This window comes from Jejuia sp. G7-7 (assembly GCF_055808955.1).
In genome coordinates this window covers 854,781-875,643 of the sequence record NZ_JBVVSZ010000002.1, presented here as the reverse complement: position 1 = coordinate 875,643, position 20,863 = coordinate 854,781, and the positions used below count along the sequence as shown (strand labels likewise).

Sequence of the window (20,863 nt, the reverse complement as noted above, 5' to 3'; positions counted from 1 at the left end):
ATATTTCTAGAAAACAAAGTGAATCTAGAATACTCCTCTACAGTTTTTTCTATTATATATTTTGATTCTATCTACTTCTTTAGCACCAGAAGGCAGCTCTTCAAGTTTTAATCCTGGGTAGTCTTCTGTTTCTTTCCATTTTTCAATAGTCTCGCTAAAAAATGAAGAGGCACTAGCATCTGCCTCAAAAACTATCAAATCATAAGCCTCTCCTTTATCACCACCAAAGCGCGTTACAACCTGCCATTCCCCATCTCTTTTGTAAGATGTATTGGTGTGGTCAGACTGTGGATAGTAACGATCATCGGTAGGACGAATTAAGACCCATATATCATTTTTATTAGACTCTGGATAGACGCCCATTGTTAAAATCCTGCAATCCACAGAATCTTTATCTATTGGAGACACAACTTTTGTAGCATTTACTGGACCACTAATTTTTAGCTTATTTCCAGTTGAAACTTGTTCCATTTGAGTATTATAATTGACTAAATCTGATGAATAACTCCCGTAAATCATCATTAAAACTCCAAGGATTCCTATAGGTATTCCTAGTTTGCTTGAACTAGACTTTTTAATAGCAAGTAGCCCAATTAATATGAATAAAACTCCTATGATTAGTATTATTATTTTGGTTGACATTTTATTAGTTTTTTAGTTTTTGAATACACTTAACAATACTACAATTGTTATAATACACCTCTTCTTTCTTCTAATTGCTCTTTAATATCTTTTGCTCTATCTTCAGACAAGCTATATTTCCACATAATCCAAATAGCTAAAGCAGCAGTAACCACAGGTACCACTATATCGGCAATTCTTAAGTTAATTAAAGTCTCAGCCGACTGTGTAGCTGCATCACCTTTAAATCCGATGAGCTTTAAAACCAAACCACTTGCTACAAGCGCAATACCTTGTCCTAATTTCACTACCCACCAATACAATGCGCCGAAAGTTCCTTCTTTTCTAGGCATGCCATTAACCAACTCATCTAAGTCACAAACATCAGCAGTCATACTCATCATTAATGTAAATAAACTACCCAAACCAAAAGACATTAAAGGAACTGGAATAAACATTAATAAAACATTGTCAGGATCGAAAGTCCACCATTTTATGATATAACCCACAATAGATATGGCAGTAGAAATTATAAACGCATTTTTCTTTCCCCACTTATTTGCCATAGCAGAAACAATAGGAATCACAAAAAAAGCAGATACTAATGCACCTATTGAACCAAACCAAGCAGGCCAAGTTCCTGTAGCTCCATAATCGCCATTGAAAAGAAAAAACACAATAATAAAAAAGCTAAAAGACGCCACAATTTGATACCCATTAAATACTAAGAATGTAGCACCACATAATTTCATAAAAGGCTTATTTTTTACAGCTTCTTTTATACTACCTATTAAATCTTTTAAATTGCTGAAAATAGTTTTAAAAGTTAGTTTCTTTCTGTTTCCCATGTGAGAAGCATCTATCCCTCTACAAAATATAGCAGGCAAAACACCTAAAAACAAACAACCAATACCAACATAAATAGCCATTTGCCTAACACCTTCAGCTTGACTACTAAAAAAATCAGCATTAGGAATTAGAGGCCAAAACCAAGGGACTATCACCCAAGCCAATAAACCAACCGTTTGCGAAAAGGCCATTAAACGGGTACGTTCATTGTAATCAGTAGTCATTTCAAAACCAAGACCTACTAATGGTGTAGCAAACATGGTATTACCAATTAAAAACACCATGGACATGATTAAAAAATACCAAAAGTTGAATGTAGATGAATTGTTTTCGTCCATCTGCCATAGCAGAACAAAGAATATAGCACTTAGAATAGCACCAACAAAAATATAAGGTCTTCTACGTCCGTACCTTGAACTGGTATTGTCTGAAATAAACCCCATTATTGGATCTGTAATCGCATCAAAGAAACGAGGTAAACCACCTAATAATCCCGCTTGAACAGGATCCATTCCAAAGGCTGTTAGCAAGAAAAACATGAATACACCCAGAGCACCAGGAAGTAAATTAAGAACCAAATGGCCAGCTCCGAAAGCGGCTTTTTGACCAAGAGGAACTCTATTTGTTACGGTTGTTTTTACATTTGGCATAATATTATTTTTTAGTTAGCTGGTTAGTTTTTGGTTATAGTTTAGGGATCACAATAGTTTGAATAGCTTGTGCATCTATTGAAAACTCTACCTTCTTTTCATTTAATAATAGGCTTATGGTTTTTGGGATTTTTAATTCATTAAAAAGTACTATGGCTATTGATCCGTCAGGATTATGAGCAGCTATTGCCATTAATTTATCATCAGAATTTTCTAGTTCGATAACTTTAGCTTCAGGCCTAATATATTTACTAAAATGTGCCATGGTGTGATAAATAGGAGTGAAGTAAACCTCATCGGTATCTGGATTTACTATTACAGGGGCAATGCACCAGTTTTTAAACCAGTTTGGACCTCCTTTGGTATCTAATACCATATTCCAATCTACCCAGCCGTCTACCCAATTATTTAAACAACCAATGATATCTCTGGCATAACGGTTTACTGGAGCATATTTTGGATGTAAATGCTTATCTTTTTCAGGTGCCCAATCCCAACCCCAATCTGTAGCTTCTTTTTCCCAGTACCATGCATCATCTTCCCAAACAGGAATTTCTGCATCTACACATGCTTCAGATTGAATTAAAAGTTTATTTGGTGCCTTATTGTGTGCATACTGCAATTCTTCAGGGAATACCTCAAATGTACTTGCGTACCAATGTATAGCTGTACCATCAAAATATTTAGAGGTTTCTTCATTTTTATATTGAGAATCTACCCATTCTTTTAAATGCTCTCTGTTTTGGTCATAACCTAAAATCTTTAAGTCTCCTTTTCCATCTGCTTCTAATTTTGGTCCTAAATAGTTCTGAACAAAATTTGTCATTTCATCTGGTGAGTAGTGCATACTTTCCCAGTTATTCCCATTGCCTAAAGGCTCATTTTCAACTGTGAATCCCCAAATTTCAATACCTTCGGCTTTGTAAGCATCTACATATTTAGAGAAAAATAACGCCCAAGTTTCATAGTATTCAAGTAATAGTTTACCACCAACCCATTCGTTATTATCTTTCATCCAAGGTGCTGCTGTCCAAGGCGAACCAAATATTTTAAATCCATCTGGGGAAGCAGCCATAGCATCTTTAATGAAAGGGATTAAATCATCTTTATCTTCTTCAATAGTGAAATGTTCTAATGTTTTATCTCCTTCAACTGGTGAATATGAATATTGCCCTAGTGAAAAATCACAAGAATTCATATGCGTTCGTGTTAACGAATAATGCGCTCCATCTTTACTGAAATAAGCATCGATTATTTTCTTACGATTTTCTTTACTCAACTTATTCAAAAGATATGCTGAAGACTCTGTAAAAGCGCCACCAAAACCAGTAATAGTTTGAAATGTTTGTTCAGGGTTTAATTTAAGTGATACTTTTTCTTCTAAATTTTGAAACTCTGTTATTTTAGATAATTTATGACCTGCAGCTGAAGTTTCAAAAACTTCAATTTTCAGCACTTCTTTTTTATCATTACAACTTGCTGTAATCATGATCCCTATGAATAATAATGCTATATTTTTTAATGTCTTCATATAATGGGTTAGTTTAATGTTTGTTTTGGCTTGCATGCCACGCTTCAGAAGTAGGAGGTACTTCGACGTCATTCATTAAGGCTTCTTTATCTCCATTATAAGTTTTAGTAATTGAGTTTCCGTTTCTTGTTAAACCTTTGAATATTCCTTTATCTACTTCATTCCATAAAACATATTTAGCTTTCCCATCAACAGTAAATAGTCCAAAATGCTTTTCGGAATTCCCTAAATTATCACCACCTTTCCATGGTTCATCAAAGCCTTCAAAATAGAAACATGACATTCCCGCTTCATTGGTCCAATCTCTCATGTGCTTATAGTACAATGCTTCTTTAAACTCATCACAAGCTTTTGAACCAGTAGTACCATAGTGTCCTGAAGAAAAACTTGCCCAACCTGTTTCACCAATATGCATTGGTTTGTTAACTCCTAAATGTTCCATGTATTTCTTCACATTTCCAGACTGCATGATGGCATAATCTTTTGCTCTTAACATGGAGATTTCTATTTTTTCCATATCGGTTTTACCTTCAAGTCCTTCTTGGTTTAACCAAAACTCAGGTTGATAATGAGTATCATGCATAGGGTAGGTGTGTACCGATAAAAAATCTACTGCTTTGATTAAATTATTTAAATCTTCAACGTGATATTCTTCACCACCGCCTCCCCAAGACGCAAAATTATCTGAACTTGTTACCCATAAATCTTTAGATAACTTGCCTTCTTTCTTTAAATTCTGCAGGTAGTTTACCCATTTAAGGATAATCCAAGGCTCAACATAATAAGTTGCTGCCCATTTAACCATAGCTTCATTACCAACAGCAATTACTTTTACAATATCTGGATATTGATTAGCCAACGCCACAGCTTTTTCCATTTGTGGTTTGTTATCTGCGCTTTCTTCATTATGAATTGGTGCTTGATCTGTCCAAGCGTTTTTACAATCTATCCAAGCACCAAGCATCACATACATTTCAAAACTTGGATCTTGTTGCTTTAGTTCATGAATAACTTTTAAAAGGTTTTCAGCTTGCGGTAAATGCACTTTATACGTTCGTAACATTCTTATACCTAAAGCATGCAAGATTTTCATATCTTCTTTAAGTTCTTCTAATGTAGGTTCAATGCTATGATCTGCATGTCTATATCCACCATAAGACATCGCTAAATATTCAGGGTTTCCTAAAATATCTTTTGCAGTTAATTGTTCTTTTTCTACTTCTTGCTTCACATTATCCTTTTTAGCTTTACCACAAGACCACATAAAACCGATTACTAAAATCAGTACACAATATCTTAGGGTTGATACATAGTTTTTCATAATTAAAAATTTATAGCAGTTTCCATTCTATGCGGTGGCACAACTACGCATGATAATAAATCCTCTTTATTTCCTCCATATGTTTTTGTTATAGGCTGTCCATCTCTAGTAAGCCCTTTAAAAACACCCTTATCTACTAAATCCCAAAGCGCAAATTTTGCTTGCCCCTTAAGGTTTATTAATCCAAAATGATTTTCTGATCCTAATTCGTTATTAGCATCCTTCCATGGTTCATCAAAAGCTTCAAAATAGAAACAAGATATTTCCTCGCTATTGGTCCACTCTCGCATCAACTGATAATACCTACCAGATTTATATTCATCTGCAGCTTTAGATCCGTTGGCGCCATAATGTTCGTTAGAAATAGTTGCCCAACCTGTTTCGCCAATATGAACAGGTTTATTGATACCTAATCGTCTCATATAGTTTACAACACCATCAAATTGTTGTTGTGAAAATAATAAAGCGCGTTGCATTGCAGATTCAATTTTTTCTGAATTAGAAAGTTTAAAATCTTCTCTTGGTACTAACCAAAAATCGGGATTATAATGCGAATTATGCATGGCGTAAGTGTGCATTGAAATATAATCTACAGCCCTTATAATATTGTCTAAATCTTCCGTATGATATGCAGTATCACCTCCTCCCCAAGATGAAAAGTCATCTGAACTAGTGATCCATAAATCTTTTGATAGTTCACCTGATTTCTTTAAATCCTGCAAATACGTTACCCATTTTAAAATAACGTTAGGGCGTACAAAATAACTTGTAGCCCAATGCACCATAGCTTCATTTCCAACGGCAATTATTTTTACAATATCCGGGTATTGTTTTGCTAATACTACAGCTCTATTAATTTCTCCTTCATTTTGTTCACTCTCAACCTCATGGTCTGGCTCTAAACCTGTCCATGCATTTTTACAATCAATCCAAGCACCTAACATCACATACATTTCAAACTTTGAATCTTCAACTTTTAATTCAGAAATAGCCTTTAAAATATTAGACGCTTGTTGCAATTGCACATTATAAGTACGCAATAACCTGATTCCCATTGCAAACAATATTCTCATATCATCTTTAAGCTCATTTATTGTTGGTTGTATATCACGCGTTTTTTTGCGATAACCACCATAAGAAATGGCTAGATAGTTAGGATTTCCTAAAATATCAGCAGCATTAATCTGCTTTTCTTTTTTTAGATTTTCGTTACTTCCTTCCATTAATAATATTATTGAGAGTATATTGTTTTTACTTATTTATCGAAACTATAATTTTATCCACTTCACCCTTTCTTTCAAAAAGCGATTTAGATATTGCTTGATCTAGACTATTGTCTTCAAAAACAATTTGTCTACCATTCTTGAAAATGACTTTAATATCTTTTTTATCTGCTAATTTGTATATTATTGGCACCTGATTATATGTGAAGCACAATGAATCTACTTCAAGCTGTATTTCCTGTGCCTCTTTAAGCACATTTGTAAATTTAAACCTAGATGGTGCTTTTATAAACTCTTTAGTTTGTAATAAACTGGGTTTGAAAATTAATTTTCCATTATCAACAAAAACACCAAGTTCTCCAAACCTACTTAATACATCTTCTTTAACCTGCCCAGTCATACCTGGTTGTTGCGCACCTTTAGTTGCTGGTGTGTGCGAGTAAGGATCGGTTGGGATAGCTCCATATAATTCAGGAGATTTATGCACCCCGATTCCTGCGTTTATCTCGTAATAATGATCTAATAGCCTCCCTATTATCACATCATCTTCATTGTTATTTATGGCTAATAAACAATTCTCTTGAACCGCCAATAATAACTTAGATACCATGTGCCAATAAATAGAACCCAAACCTTCGTAACCAAAGAAGGTTCCCGAACGACCAGTAAAGGATTTATGATCAAAAATATCTTCAAAAATTTGAAGTAATAATGCTTCATCTTTTTTAACCAAAGACTCATAAGATTCACCCAAACTATTTAAAGCATCTTTTAAGCTATTGGCATTATTGAAGTTTCCATTAAAATGATATGCTCCGTTAACATCTTGCTCAACAACCTGTCTGTTACCATCTGCAATTAACTGCTTAAGAAGGCCAGACTGCTCAACTTTATTACCAGGGATATTATTCTTTTTATCAAATCTTGGTAAATCCTTATTTGGATATAAAATATAACTATATTGATCTTCTCTGAAAAGCGCACTATTTTTCAATCCATCTAGCAAACTCAAGGCTTGAGTAGGAGAGAGGTAACCAGCACTTAATGCAGCAACCTGTCCTTCTAGCATTTCAGATAAATAGGAAATAGAAACCTCATTTTCATTTTCAACAGTCATCAAGTTATAAGCGTGATACATATTATCTTTACGCTTATTAGCATCAATACTATGTTCTAAATATGATTTGGTAACTGCAATAAAACGAGATACATCTGCTAAACTTAACTCAGATTTAGAGTTTGAAAAACCACTATTATAAATTGTTTCTCTATAGTCACTTCCTGCTTTACCAAGTCCGTCTAAAACTATTTTACGGTCTTTATCAGAAATATTTCCTGATAAAATAGATGCATTATTTTCAAGTGTTTCTGAAATTTTATTGAAAAATGTATTCAATTCCTCAGAAATTTTTACAGATTTTGTGTCTGACTTTAAAACAACACCTTCAAAGAAATTTAAGAACCTGTAGATGTAATAAAGTGTTACCATAGACACTCCATTACCTACTAAAGCATTGTTGGCATCATTCCATTCTGGACGTTGCGTATTTAACCAAATACCACCTTCTGGTATAAAGTTTGAAACTTTAGAAAGCGCTGTAGCTAATAATTTTTCAATAAAATTAACTCTATAAATATTTGAATCTTTATCAAGTAATAAAGCCCCATCTGCACCTAAAACATCTCTGCGTTTATTGATGGTTTCGTCTAACTTGTAATTAAAATCTATAGTGTCTTTTGGGTTTTTAAGTGTATCAGTATAACTTTTAATAACATAGGGCACGTTTGCATACACAAAAATATCTTGATCAAATCGTTTCTCTAATGTACCAGGGTAGTAGTCTTCAATAAACTCTAAGAATTTTAATAGGTAAATTATTTGATGATCTCCCCAATAGCCAATGTAAGACCATGGGTCATGCTCCTCAATAACCTCCCAATCAAAACCTCCTTTTGTTACACGGTATGGGTTATAACCTTCAAAAGTTGTAGCATTTAAAAACTTATGAATCATCCCTTCTATGTACTCCGGGTAAGAGTGTGCTAAAGCTTCCCAGTTTTGGAAAATATCACGCCAGTTTCCTTCGTAATCAAGAATTTTAGAACCATCAACTTCACTTCTTGTATTGATTGAAAACTTATTCCAAGGTCTACTTGGATCTCCATGTCTTCTACTGAATTTTAATGGTAAGTATTCGAAACATAAACGTTGGAAATCTTTATCATCATCATTTTCAGCAAGACTTTTAATGTCTTCTAATGTAAAAGTGTCTTGTAAAGTATTTAAAATAGATGTCTTTTCTTTAAACACATCTTTATTCGCTTTTGAAATATATTTTAAGAAATCTGACTTCTCTATAGTATAACCATCATCAAAAATACCACCACGCATAATATTGAATAGCGTATTAGAGAAATGCCTCATATTTGTTAAAGGATCTTGAGTGAGTTGTAAACCATCTGAAGCCCCCGTTAAATCTATTAAATTTCTTGTTCCAAAATCGATGTCTTTTTGAACTAGACCCTCTAAATCAGATTCTTTTTTGATGATTTCTGAAATATAAACCACATCCGAAATAGATTGATTTACATTAGCAACAAACATCCAATTCTCTTCTGTTTTAGCATCCAAGTGTATGGTTGAAGATATGAAGTAAGCTCCTTTTTCAGCTTTCATATCTACTTCTTGTGAAATGTTTTGACCTCTTCTGAAATTATCTAACTGTAAAGATGAAATTAAATACGTTGGATTATTCAATCCAGAAGACCAAACAATATTTGATTTTAAAGCTTCACTAGGTTCTGCTTTATCAACAATAACAGCACTTAACGCATAAATACCTAAACCAACATTTTCTTGTAATTCGCTCTTCTTGTAGGCATCTACAAGGTTACTTCTTCCGTTTTGTAAATCTGAAGTTACAGTAGCTGGTAAAATATTTTGTAAGCCGTCTAGAACTAAAATCTCAACTTTATCATCAGAATTATTTATTAATGTTGAACTTTTTACAAACCCAAATTGATTACTAGAACTCCATTGATATCTAAAAGTTAATCCTAAGTCAAGATTGTTTTCTTCAAAAACAACCTTATTCCCATATCTGTTTTTATAAAGATTACTTTGCGTATTGTAGATACCTATTTGACGAATAGAAAATGGCTCCCATAAGTGTGTTTTTCCATTTTTATTCACTTGAAAAATAGCTTTGCTACCTGTATTTTCAGCCATTTCAGTAATCTTATCATCGGTATAATATGGAAACAATGAAAACTCTGCATTCTTCCGTCCAGCAGTTAAGCCGCCATTACTTGAAATAAACATCCAGTGATTAGAATCACTAACGATGCTCATAAAAAATGGGCGCATTTTATCGCTATTCGAAATCTTGTAATACGTTTCATCCTCAAAAATGACTAAATCGCCATTTATCACATTCATTTCATTTGAAACTTTATCGTTTTCTTTATCAATTATAACGTTCATTTAGCTAATTATGGTTAGTTGAATATTATGAAAGGCTAGCTAGAGTAAGCTAGCCTTTAACTAATTATGTATCGTAATCTAGTTAGTGAATTTTACAGATATGTTATCAAAATAAGCTTCTACGCCACAACCACTTACTGCGCCACAAGCAGTTTTAAGTTGTACTGTTACACCTCCACTAACATCACTTCCTGTAGTTGTTGTAAAAGAGAAAGACTGCCAATCAGATGTTGGAGCAAGAGGGCCTCCACTAAGAATTTCAGCTTTTGAAACACCTTCGGTTGCTAACTCTGAGAAAAACTCAACAAAAATAACACCTCCAGCACCCATTAAAGATCCTTTCATATCGAAAGTAATGGTTACTTCAGTATTTGGTGTTACAGTTCCTATGCCAATATTAGCTTGCTTTACAACCACTTCTTTACCTTCACCTGCTGTTAACTTTCCTGAGAAAGAACCACCATTTGCCTCTTCATTGGTAACTGTAAATACACCTCCACTTGCGTCAAATATGGTATAGCCAGAAGTGTCACCAGTTTCAAAATCTCCATTTACAGTAAATTCATCAGCAGTACCTCCGTTGCCACCACCACCAGAACCACCACCGCAGTCTGAACAAGTAAGTGACACATTATCTATAACAACTACTCCAGTATCAGCTCCCATATCGAATATTACGCGACTGTTTGCACCACCAAAATCTGTTGATGTAGCCAGGTCTGTTGCTTTTAGCTCTAACGTAAATGTTTGTGATGTAGCTGTTAAATTAATTTCTGATACATTGTTGCTCCAAGGGTCTTGGTTTAGGCCAATTCCTGCTAACATAGTACGATTACCATTAGAAGAAGCCTCAAAAGAAAGTGTGTATGTTGCTCCAGGAGTGATGTCTACTACTTGACTTAAGTTTACAGCAAAAGCTTGCCCAGCCGTCATAACATCAGCAAAATTAAAAGAATTACCACCTTCTGTTCTCACGTCTAATGCATTACCAATCCAAGCAGTACTGCCATCTTCAAAATCTCCATTTGTTAATAATCCGTCGTCAAAAGCACCTCCGCCTCCACCGCCACCGGTGCCAAGGTTTAATTTTAAGTCATCAAAATAATAGGTGTTTCCATTTTGAGTTTGTAAATCAAAGAATATTACAATCTTATCATACAATCCACTATCTGATGCATTAAAAGGAATAGTTAATTCTTCCCATTCGTTAGTTTTAGTTGTAGCAGCTGATTCTATATCTGCAGTTTTTACAGCCCCACTAGATCCTTTGTCTTCTAACTTCATAGTTACTTTAAAACCTGGTTGTGCTGAATACACTTTCATTGTAAAACTAGAACCGTCTGTAAATGTTAATTTATCGGTTAAATCTATTTGCAAATTATCCCAAGGGTTTTGATTGCTGTTAGTTAGTTTACCTACCTTACATGATTTATTAGCATCAGTATCTGGGTTAGGGTTATCAGCATGTTCTAGAGTAGTATTATCTTCTATAACAGTAACACCACTTCCTGCAGCTTTGGGGTCGCTCATAAACGTTAAGTAAAAATCTGAAGCGCTTAATGATTGCATAGTTTCAGCTTCACAAGGGGGTATTGGCGTTTCAATTTGCACAATATCATCTATGTAAAATGCTCCTGCAGTTGTACCTGGTCCATCAACAAAAATTACAATCTTAGGATAAGATTTTGATGAGCTATAACTAAATGTTAATTCTTCCCATCCTGAACCACCATGACTTGCTGTAGTTTCAACAGCATCACTCTCAGTAATTTCTAATTTGAGTAAAATATTAACTGGAGCATCTGACCAAAAATTCAGTTTTACTGATTTCTCTGTAGATAAATCTAAATCTTCTCCTAATTCAAAAGCAATACCTTCAAAAATGGCTCCACTATTGGTGATTTTTCCAACTTTAGATGCCACATTATTAGTTCCTCCTGGAGCTGGATTATCTACTATTTCAAAGGCTGTCCCATTAAAAACTGCAGCACCATAATCTACATCAGGATTATCAAATGAAATAGGAAAAGCTATTACTTCAGGAATTGCTATTGTAATTGTATCCTCAAATGTATCTGATCCTCCAGAAACATGTTTAGATGTTAAAGTAATAGTATATGTTCCGTTAGCATAGGTTTTAACTGGGTTAATTAATGAAGAGGTTTCTCCATCTCCAAAACTCCATTCATACGTATTTGCATTTTCAGATATGTTGATAAACGTTACAGTTCCTGTATCCACATCAAGTGTATAGGTAAATCCTGCAAGAACTTGAGGTAAAACTACATCATCATCTTCACAACCTGAAATTGATAGTGCTAATATGAATACTGTTAAGTATTTAAATGTTTTAATTAGATTTTTCATTGTTTGTTTTTTTGAATTAGTTGTTCATTTCATACACTCGTACATAATCTACAAGCATGGTTTGAGGGAATACTGTTTCTGCATTTGGAGAACCTGGTAAAGCTCCACCAACAGCCATATTTAATATGATATAAAAAGGACCACGATTAAACACCCATTCTCCAGGAACATCTTCTGGGGTTATCTGATTGTATAATACATCGTCTACATAAAAATTGATGTAATCTGGACCCCATTCTATACCAAAAATGTGAAAGCCTGAATCGAATCTGTCATTCTCTAATTCATATGATTTACTAACGGATTCACCTCCTGAATATCCTGGCCCATGAACGGTACCAAACATCTTTGTTGGTTCGTCTCCTACGTATTCCATAATATCAATTTCACCGATTTGAGGCCAAGTTTCTGTACCCCCAGGATCGTCGCCAAGCAACCAAAACGCTGGCCAGATACCTTTACCATATGGCAACCTTATACGAGCTTCGTATCTTCCGTATGTTTGCTCAAACTTACCTCTAGTTAACAACCTAGCCGATGTGTAAGCAGACCCATTAAAATTTTCCTCTTTTGCGGTGATAATTAATACACCATTCTGCGCTGTTACATTCTCCGTACGATCAGTGTAGTATTGCAATTCATTATTTCCCCATCCATTTTGTCCGGTTCCTATATTGTAATTCCAAATTGAAGCATCAGGAGCCCCATCAGTATCAAACTCATCAGACATTACAAGGTTTGTAAATGTAGCTACGGTCTGTGTTTCATCAGTATTGCAACTAAAAACAACAACCATTACTATCAACAAGGAGGAGGTGATTAATGCACTTTTTGCTCTTCTTATGTGTTTTATTATAATATTCATTTTTAATGTTTTTTGAGTGTTATAATTATTCCTTGAAGTAGTAAATATTATCTACATAAATGTTAGATATTGTAGTATCTGAAATGAAGAATAATAGACCTAATTTATCTTTGGCTACAAGACCCGCAAAGTCAGCCAATGGTATATCTAAACTCACCCATTGGTTTGATTGTAATTGTGCACTAGTTATTGTATAATTACCAGCAGTTTCATTATTTCCAACAGAATTTAATATTGATAATCTTAAGAAATCTGCAGAGTCTAGAGCTTCTTGTACATTAATATCTACATGAAGATGTGTCATTGCTGAAGCATCTATAGAAGAAACGTTTAAGAAAGTACCTATACCAACAAAATTAAGTTGCGTGTAGTTTATAACCTGACCAGAACCTAGGGTTAATGGTGGTGCTCCACCTAAAGTAGTTTGACCATCAGGTGTAAAAAACCCATTGTAATAATCTACAGGAACATTAGTATATGCATCACTGAAAATTGATATAACGTTGGCTGGATTTCTCGTTGGTTCAGGCGCACCATCAAAGCTTCCTAAAGACTCTAAAGTTAAAGAACCCTTTACCTCAACACCACCTATTGTAGCAGTAATTGTTGACATACCAGAATCAAGAATGGTGATTATTCCTAATTCGTTTACACTTGCTATACTTGGGTTAGAAGATGTAAAATCGAAATAAGAAGGCGCAGCGACAACTGTTTTATTTTCTCCATTTGGTAAATTAAAGGTTTGTGTAAGACCTCTTTCGGCAAGATTTATTGCTGTACCAGTAAATGTTGTTTCTGTAACATTTTCTCCAGCTAACATTTCGGGTCTTGGTTGTGCTACGCTCCCTAAATTTTCAAATTTTAAATCGTCAATCCAAAATGTCCATCCAAAGCCACCTGCGTTCTGCGTTGCTGTTGAATACCAAAACATGCCTCTTTCTTGAATAAGTTTAGAGGGGTCAGGAATTGGAATAATATATTTAACCCAATTTGTAGTTATATTTAGGTTTGATGTGCCTACTTGGTATTTATTCTCGCCAAAGTCTTGACCAAAACCTATTTCTGCAATATTTCCTCCTCTTGAGCCTTTAGCCCAGAATGTTAATGCATCAAACCTTGATAAGTCACGACCAGCACCATCTACTCTAAATATAGCACCTGCATAACCACCTTCTGGGTCGTTTAAATTAGGTATATCAAACCGCATGGATGCAGAACCTTCATAACTTACTTCCTCATCAACAGTCCATGCTGTAGCTTTAGACCCTAAAAATGGTAAGTAAAAATCAGTCCCTAATCCAACTGGATTGTCATTAAAAATCTCTGGTGTAGCAGGAAAGGACGCTAAAACTGCTTCATCTGAAAGTTCTCTTTCGCAACTCATTGCAATTATAAAAATGAAACCCAAAAGGAATGTCATTTTCTTATATGTGAATTTTATATTTTTCATTATTCTGAATATTTTATTTTCCAATGTTAATGTGTATATAGGTTCTTATTTCCCATTCGCTTCCGTTTCCAAATCCTACTGGACTTATAGTAGGTACAGCTGGAAAAGTATTTGGTGGTACAGCTGTAGGTGAATATCTTGGAGAAAATTCATCTAATGAACGCCATATACCTCTAATACCAATTTTAGTATCTGGAAGGATAAACCAATCTGGCTTCCCTATAGATGTTGAAATATCAATCATATTCTGAACTGGGAACGTTAAGTTAAAATCACGATGGTAATCAAAAGGTCCCCAATCATTAATTTTAACCTGATATTCTAGTTTCCATTTTTTGTAAATCATTTTTATATCACCACCAAAGCGTTCAATGGTTCTATCGCTATCACCGTTGGCCTGAGCATTACCTCCATAAAAATTTCCAACAAGTCCTAAATCTGGACTTACTTTTGAAACTATACGCGAACTAATCTCCCAAAGATCTTGTGCTGGTGCAGCTTGTGGAAAGGCAAAAAATGTACGATTTGCTAAAAATCCAATATGTGCATCTTGGGCAGTTGGGTGATGCCTGTAAACAAATCCTAGATTAAATGCTATTTTTGCATCTTCAACTCGGTCACTATCCCATGTATAAAACCAAGAGGCTGGGGTTGGATCGTAAGTTAATAATAGCTCTCCCGCTGTGGTTTCTCTATTTGCTCTTACAGCAAAAGGATCGTCAATAACATTTCTTAAACGCCCTGGTGCATTTACATCACCAGGCATTGGAGCAACTAAAGGCTTTTGCCATAAAAAGTTTGGAGCAATTTGCCAATCTCCTGTTGAAAATGTGAAACCAGAAAGTATGTTAGTTTGGTTTCCGCTACCAGTATCTTTTAATTTCCACCCTGTAAATGTTCTTGTTGCATCTGCTCCTCCATTGGCTACTAAGCCCATATATGCTGCTTGTGCGTAGAAATTAAATTTACCTCCTTGATAAGTGAATTTGGCTTTACCACCCCAGTTATCATCCGAGTTTATTTTGTCTTCGTAAACAATATAATTTCCTGGACCACCTGTTACATCTTGAAAAGAACTTCCGTTAAGCGGGCTTCCTCCCCAAATACCTCCTAAAGAGATTCCAAATTTTCCAAACTCGCGCTCTAAAGCAATTGTAGCTCTTTCAGTTGGCCATGGTGGAATAACACCACTTCGTACCTGATTAGCATTTAAAAATCGTAATCCATTATCGTCAAATTCTAGGCTCGTGTCTAAATCTCTATGGTAAATACCTGTAATTTCCCAATTCTTAAAATGTGTTTGATATTTAAAAAGCATCGTTGGATTAGCTCCCCACCATAATTGAGGGCCAAAAGCCGCTTTTAAACCTTTAAGAGACCCTTTACCGTCAGCTTCTACACCTAAAATTTCACCATTGTAAATATCTAGATTAGGTCCATAGTTTGCTTCTGGATAAAGTCCGAAAAAATCTCCTTCATATCCCGAGTGGTAATGACCAGTTCTGTAAAACCCCCTTACGTCTGCAATCTTTGTATCCCATTCGAACTCTGCGTTATATACACGTACTCTGTTGTTATCTGTAATAATAACTTCTTCTCCCTGGGTGTTTTGCACAGTTACTGGTCTTCCAACATTTTCATAGAAAATCTCATTTATCGGATTTTGTGCAACATTTCCTAGTATATTAAAGTTAACTTCTGCTCGCATCTTAGATGTTGGCTTTCCTTCAACACCAACATAATAAGATTGCATATGATCGAAACCTGTTTGATTTGGAAAAGCTTCTTCATCTGGATTTGCAGTCACAGGAGTTGTTAATAAAGTACCTCCCGTACTAAAAGTTGAAAACTCAGCTCTTAATCTACTTAGCTTTATTTTAGCTCCGTCTTTAGCATCAAGTGCAGCTTTATCACCACGCGCCCTTAACACAGCATCCATTATATTGATATTTCCAAAATAGTTTTGAATAAAACTTAGATCAACACCTTCTCCATATGGATTTAATGAATGCGCATCTTTTAGAGTATAGTATGAAGCTCGGGGATACAAATCATATAAACCACGAACATCTGTGGGGCCTTTGGCACAAATACCAAACCACTCTTCATTCATGTTATTGGAACCATTTTTCGTATCATGGTAGTAACCTCCATTACTCCAAGAAGCTCCTGTTTCATGTGAGTCTGCCTTTTCTCTATCATCAAAACCTAGTTTCCACCAGCCATCGCTAAATTGAAATGTAAAACCTCCAATAGAATTTCCAACTTTACCCAATCCTGCAGCATTCTCATAAATTTCTTTCCAGTTTTTTAAGTTGTAATGTGCCTGCCAATATTGATCTTCTTTATCAGCTAAAGCATTGTATGCATCTGCACCAAATTCTGTAAACATTACTGGTATTCCTAATTGGTCTTTTACAACTTGGAAGAAATCTCCAAAAGATTCACCTCTATAGGTGTTGGCGCCGTAAACATCGATATCTTTACATTCTTCTGCAATGATATCAATGAATAACACATCTCCGTTACATATTGCAACTGGATGATTTGGATCCATTGCTTTCATTTTTTTAGCAACTTCATTCATTAATCGGTACATTGGTCTTCCCCTTTTTCTCCTACAGCTCTTTTTTCTTCTCCTTCAGGAAAATCTTCTGTTTCTGCACCCTGCCAGAATAAACCGTAATTATTTTCATTACCCATCATATACATTAATATCCCAGGTACATCCTTATAATCCTCAACCAATTTGATCATTTCTGATACTAAGTGGTCTTGTGTTTTTTTATCTGAATAGATTGTAACAGGTGTCCAAACGCCATCTAAGGTTAATCCATATCGTCCAAATGAGTGATTTAGCAGCGTGTAAATACCATACTTTTCATAGATATACTTAACCCATTTAGGAGGAACTCCAACATATTGTCTGATAACATTGACATTCATGTTTTTTAGTAAACCCATTTCTGTATCTAGACCTGCCTTAACAATATCATCAGGTTGTTTATAAAAATTGGCATTTGTGACGTCTGTACCAATAGGAACATAATCCCAATTCATACCATTGATCATAAATTTTTTACCGTCAACGGTAAGGTACATGCCTCCGTCTGAGTTTTCAACCCTAACATTGCTTACTTGTGCAAAAATTGAAATTGAAAATAGAGTGAAAACTAGTAGTAGAATGTTTTTTCTCATTACATTAATAATTAGTTAGTCTATTATTTTTTTAGTTGCATTGAATCCTTGAAAGCCGGATTAATGTTTCTCGATAATGTATTTTATACATACACAAGAGTGGTTTAGTAAAATTAGCTGTTAAGGTTGTTGAATTAGTATTTTGAACCCCTACAAAAAACATACATTTTAAAAAAACACATAAATTTTTATCAAAAACTCAGTAAAGACGCTGTTTTATTGAAATACTAACGAATCAAAAATTGACTGAATAAAATCTTCGAAATACAGTTTTGTTGTGGTAATGTATAGGTACATATCACCAATGTTGTATGTTTGAGATTTTGTTATTTTAATTAAATAGCCATTTGATATAGGTTTAGTTGATCAAATCTAAATATTTGTATTGTTTGCATTTAATCAAGTTAGTTCTCATATTAGCTCTTTCATGCTTTTAAAAGCATTACTTATCACAGCCTATATTTCTAAAATATAATCAGATAAACTCGCTTCGTGAGGTAAGTCTATTTTTTTACGAAGTCTATAGCGTTTCACCTCTACACTTCTAGGTGAAATATTAAGTAAAGGTGCGATTTCTTTTGAAGATAAATTTAGGCGAAGGTATGCACAAAGACGAAGGTCGTTTGATGTTAAAGTAGGGTGAACTGTTTTTATCTTTTTTAAGAAATCTTTGTCTGCATTATTAAACGCCTCTTGGAACAAATTCCAATCGTCTGCATTATTTAAGTTTTTATCAATAATTTTAATAACACGTTTAACATTTTTATTATCATTTAAGTCTTCTAATTCTTTCTTTATAGTACTTAAAAACTCATTCTTTTTTATCAAATTCATTGTAGAAACACCTAACTCCTTACTCTTGTTTTCTATATCTTCTCTGAGTTTATCGTTTTTAAATCGCATTAATTGTTGCTTGTTTTCTAACTCTTTTAGCTCAAACTCTCGAGTAGTTTTTTGCATTAATCTATCCCTCTGTTTTCTATAATATCTTCTATATATATAATGCATAAATAGTGAAAAAAGTAGTAGCCAGATTACATATAAAGCAATTGCTATGTTGGATAAAAACCACGGTCTATTTATTTTAAAACTATAAACGATAGTGTTTAAAGTAACTTGATTTCCTACTCTTCCTTTTGCTTTAAACGTATAATTTCCATAGGGGAGATTTTCAAATAATACGTTACCATCATTATTCCAATCACTCCATTTATCATATATACCCTCTAGTTTATATGAATATTCTGGTTTTTGAGTTTTTGAAAATTCTGCGATACTGTAAGAAAATTGTAAGTTGTTTTCGCTGTTTATAAACCTAGGATTAGCTGTTTGATCAACCAACTTAAAAGCATCACTTTTCTTCAAATTACTTACAGCTATTTGGTTTATATTAATCTTATGATCCTGATGATTAATTTTATCTAAATCCAAAATAATATATCCCGTAGTAGAGCCAAGTATGAAACGTTGTTTGTCTATATGAGTTACGCTTTCATAATCTACCACATCTTTTCTTAAGTCTTCAGGGAAAGGAATGTTATTTATCTTCTTTTCTCCGCTAAGTTTTGATACTGTTGTGTAATTAATACCTTTTTTAGAAAAACTCCATAGTTTATTGGTACTTTTCTCTGACACTATTATTCCAGAAGTAAAATTTTCTTTATCGATTAGCTTACTCAATAAGGTGTCTTTTTTGAATTTTTTTAAAGTATTATGGAATTTAAAAATTCCTTTTCTATTTGAATATAATAATTCATTATTATGCTTAATAAGGCTAGAATTTTGCTTAATTTTCATTAAAGTATCTTTAGTAAAACCAAATACATTAGTAAACTCATCATTTAATTTTAATTTATAAGCGCCTTTAAACTCATGTAATAAATAAATTTCATTCGTATTTATAAATTCAAAAAACCTACTTGAGATATCAAAGCCCTCTATTTTATTTCTGAATTGCCAATTTCCATTCTTTTTCTCAATTATATTTAAACCACGGTAATTTCCTTGAATCAATAAATTATTATGATTAGCAATTGGTTTAATTTGCCATGTCCCTTGCGCATTTGCTATTTTATTAGCTTTCTTGTTGTCAATAATAAAAGTACCTGAGTTGTGTCCACAAAAAAGTATGTTATCTATAATTTCTAAACACCAAACTTGACCTTGTGTACCCTCAATAAACTCAAAATCATTATTTATATTTAATGGTTTACAAAATAAACCTTGATTTGTACCTAAATACAAGATATTATTATAAACCTTTGAAGCATAAACACTTCCTATTATTCCATTATTATCATAATATATGTGATAGGGCGATTTAATGTTAATACAGTTGATACCGTTATCTAAACCAAGCCAGATATTATTATCAACATCCTCAAATAGACTTAGAACAGTATTATTGCTTAAACCATTAGATTGATTAATCTCATACTTTAGAGTTCCCGTTTTATCAATGTGAATTAACCCATCTGAAATAGTACCTAATACAAAACTTTTATCTTTAAGCTGAATACTACTAAATATACTTACATTATCTAAATTAGTTTTTGCTGGGATATTCCATGCTTTTAATTCACCGTTTGATAACTCAAAAAAACCGTTGTCTTGTGTAAGAAATAATGTTTTAGAGTTGAGTTTAAATACATTAATAATAGTATTTTCCTTTATAATTTTATCATCAGATATTAATACATCAACCCCATTTTCGATTTTATATAAACCATTATTTAAACTCTGAAAATAAAAAATTGTTCCCACCTTAAATAATTTAGAAATTTTGGTTTTTGGGTTAACAACTCTATACATTTTAGTAGTTGTGTTATAAATATGAATACGGTCTAAAGATTGAAATAATATTGAATTATCTAAATACATAATATTCCAAATTTCTTCGTCTTCAAGGAAATTTATTTTGAGTTCTTTTGCAAGGGATTTGTAATTTAAAACACCATAATTATCTTTACTCCAATATCCAAAATCACGATAACTACCTGTATAAATTAAAGCATCTATAACTTTTACAGTACGTAAAATAGTTTTGCTTGGTGATTTATATAAATTCCATGTTTCACCATTATATTCTAACAAACCTTTATTGTTTGCTACATATATATGACGTTCATTAGATTGAGAAATAGACCAATTTTGAGGAGCTCCACCGTATACTTCTGGATAAAAAACATTAATAGGAGGTCTGTCTTGGGAACCTGCTTTTAAAAAGCAAACCAAGAGCGTAAGCAAAACTAAATGTCTTATAGTTTTCAATACTTTATAGTTTTGTTGGGTTACTAAAGTACTA

Annotated in this window: 12 protein-coding genes; all 12 read right to left on the bottom strand. The window is 33.6% G+C overall.

Annotated features, from left to right (window positions below):
* Positions 1-24: 24 nt before the first annotated feature.
* Positions 25-642 carry a hypothetical protein gene (locus AC0L5U_RS14115; protein WP_473417063.1) on the bottom strand — a complete coding sequence of 206 codons (618 nt, stop codon included), beginning with the start codon at positions 640-642 and terminating at the stop codon, positions 25-27.
* A 47-nt stretch (positions 643-689) separates the two neighbouring features.
* Positions 690-2,120 (bottom strand): MFS transporter, encoded by a 1,431-nt coding sequence (locus tag AC0L5U_RS14110; protein ID WP_473417062.1) that lies wholly within the window; start codon positions 2,118-2,120, stop codon positions 690-692.
* Between the two features lie 34 nt (positions 2,121-2,154).
* Entirely contained in the window at positions 2,155-3,651 is a 1,497-nt protein-coding gene (locus AC0L5U_RS14105; RefSeq protein ID WP_473417061.1) for a glycoside hydrolase family 30 protein, read from the bottom strand.
* A gap of 13 nt (positions 3,652-3,664) precedes the next feature.
* Positions 3,665-4,972: a glycosyl hydrolase family 17 protein gene (locus AC0L5U_RS14100; RefSeq protein ID WP_473417059.1), complete on the bottom strand. Its 1,308-nt coding sequence runs from the start codon at positions 4,970-4,972 to the stop codon at positions 3,665-3,667.
* 2 nt (positions 4,973-4,974) lie between these two features.
* Positions 4,975-6,195, bottom strand: a complete 1,221-nt coding sequence (locus AC0L5U_RS14095; RefSeq protein ID WP_473417058.1) for a glycoside hydrolase family 17 protein — start codon at positions 6,193-6,195, stop codon at positions 4,975-4,977.
* 28 nt (positions 6,196-6,223) lie between these two features.
* A complete protein-coding gene (locus tag AC0L5U_RS14090) occupies positions 6,224-9,679 on the bottom strand; it encodes a hypothetical protein (protein ID WP_473417057.1) in 3,456 nt (1,151 codons plus the stop codon).
* 78 nt (positions 9,680-9,757) lie between these two features.
* The gene (locus AC0L5U_RS14085; RefSeq protein WP_473417056.1) at positions 9,758-12,046 is read right to left on the bottom strand and encodes a PKD domain-containing protein; all 2,289 of its coding nucleotides are present in this window, start codon (positions 12,044-12,046) and stop codon (positions 9,758-9,760) included.
* Between the two features lie 16 nt (positions 12,047-12,062).
* Positions 12,063-12,911 (bottom strand): glycoside hydrolase family 16 protein, encoded by an 849-nt coding sequence (locus AC0L5U_RS14080; RefSeq protein ID WP_473417055.1) that lies wholly within the window; start codon positions 12,909-12,911, stop codon positions 12,063-12,065.
* A gap of 25 nt (positions 12,912-12,936) precedes the next feature.
* Positions 12,937-14,361, bottom strand: a complete 1,425-nt coding sequence (locus AC0L5U_RS14075) for a carbohydrate-binding protein (RefSeq protein WP_473417053.1) — start codon at positions 14,359-14,361, stop codon at positions 12,937-12,939.
* A 13-nt stretch (positions 14,362-14,374) separates the two neighbouring features.
* Positions 14,375-16,960 carry a hypothetical protein gene (locus AC0L5U_RS14070; protein WP_473417052.1) on the bottom strand — a complete coding sequence of 862 codons (2,586 nt, stop codon included), beginning with the start codon at positions 16,958-16,960 and terminating at the stop codon, positions 14,375-14,377.
* Entirely contained in the window at positions 16,948-17,559 is a 612-nt protein-coding gene (locus AC0L5U_RS14065) for a hypothetical protein (RefSeq protein ID WP_473417051.1), read from the bottom strand. The genes AC0L5U_RS14070 and AC0L5U_RS14065 overlap by 13 nt, the downstream gene beginning before the upstream one ends.
* A gap of 456 nt (positions 17,560-18,015) precedes the next feature.
* Complete coding sequence (locus AC0L5U_RS14060; protein ID WP_473417050.1) at positions 18,016-20,829, bottom strand: helix-turn-helix and ligand-binding sensor domain-containing protein; 2,814 nt, start codon at positions 20,827-20,829, stop codon at positions 18,016-18,018.
* Between the last annotated feature and the right edge of the window lie 34 nt (positions 20,830-20,863).

Coding starts and splice junctions, on each gene's coding strand:
- AC0L5U_RS14115 (WP_473417063.1), bottom strand. CDS start 642: ATGTCAACCAAAATAATAATACTAATCATAGGAGTTTTATTCATATTA.
- AC0L5U_RS14110 (WP_473417062.1), bottom strand. CDS start 2,120: ATGCCAAATGTAAAAACAACCGTAACAAATAGAGTTCCTCTTGGTCAA.
- AC0L5U_RS14105 (WP_473417061.1), bottom strand. CDS start 3,651: ATGAAGACATTAAAAAATATAGCATTATTATTCATAGGGATCATGATT.
- AC0L5U_RS14100 (WP_473417059.1), bottom strand. CDS start 4,972: ATGAAAAACTATGTATCAACCCTAAGATATTGTGTACTGATTTTAGTA.
- AC0L5U_RS14095 (WP_473417058.1), bottom strand. CDS start 6,195: ATGGAAGGAAGTAACGAAAATCTAAAAAAAGAAAAGCAGATTAATGCT.
- AC0L5U_RS14090 (WP_473417057.1), bottom strand. CDS start 9,679: ATGAACGTTATAATTGATAAAGAAAACGATAAAGTTTCAAATGAAATG.
- AC0L5U_RS14085 (WP_473417056.1), bottom strand. CDS start 12,046: ATGAAAAATCTAATTAAAACATTTAAATACTTAACAGTATTCATATTA.
- AC0L5U_RS14080 (WP_473417055.1), bottom strand. CDS start 12,911: ATGAATATTATAATAAAACACATAAGAAGAGCAAAAAGTGCATTAATC.
- AC0L5U_RS14075 (WP_473417053.1), bottom strand. CDS start 14,361: ATGAAAAATATAAAATTCACATATAAGAAAATGACATTCCTTTTGGGT.
- AC0L5U_RS14070 (WP_473417052.1), bottom strand. CDS start 16,960: ATGTACCGATTAATGAATGAAGTTGCTAAAAAAATGAAAGCAATGGAT.
- AC0L5U_RS14065 (WP_473417051.1), bottom strand. CDS start 17,559: ATGAGAAAAAACATTCTACTACTAGTTTTCACTCTATTTTCAATTTCA.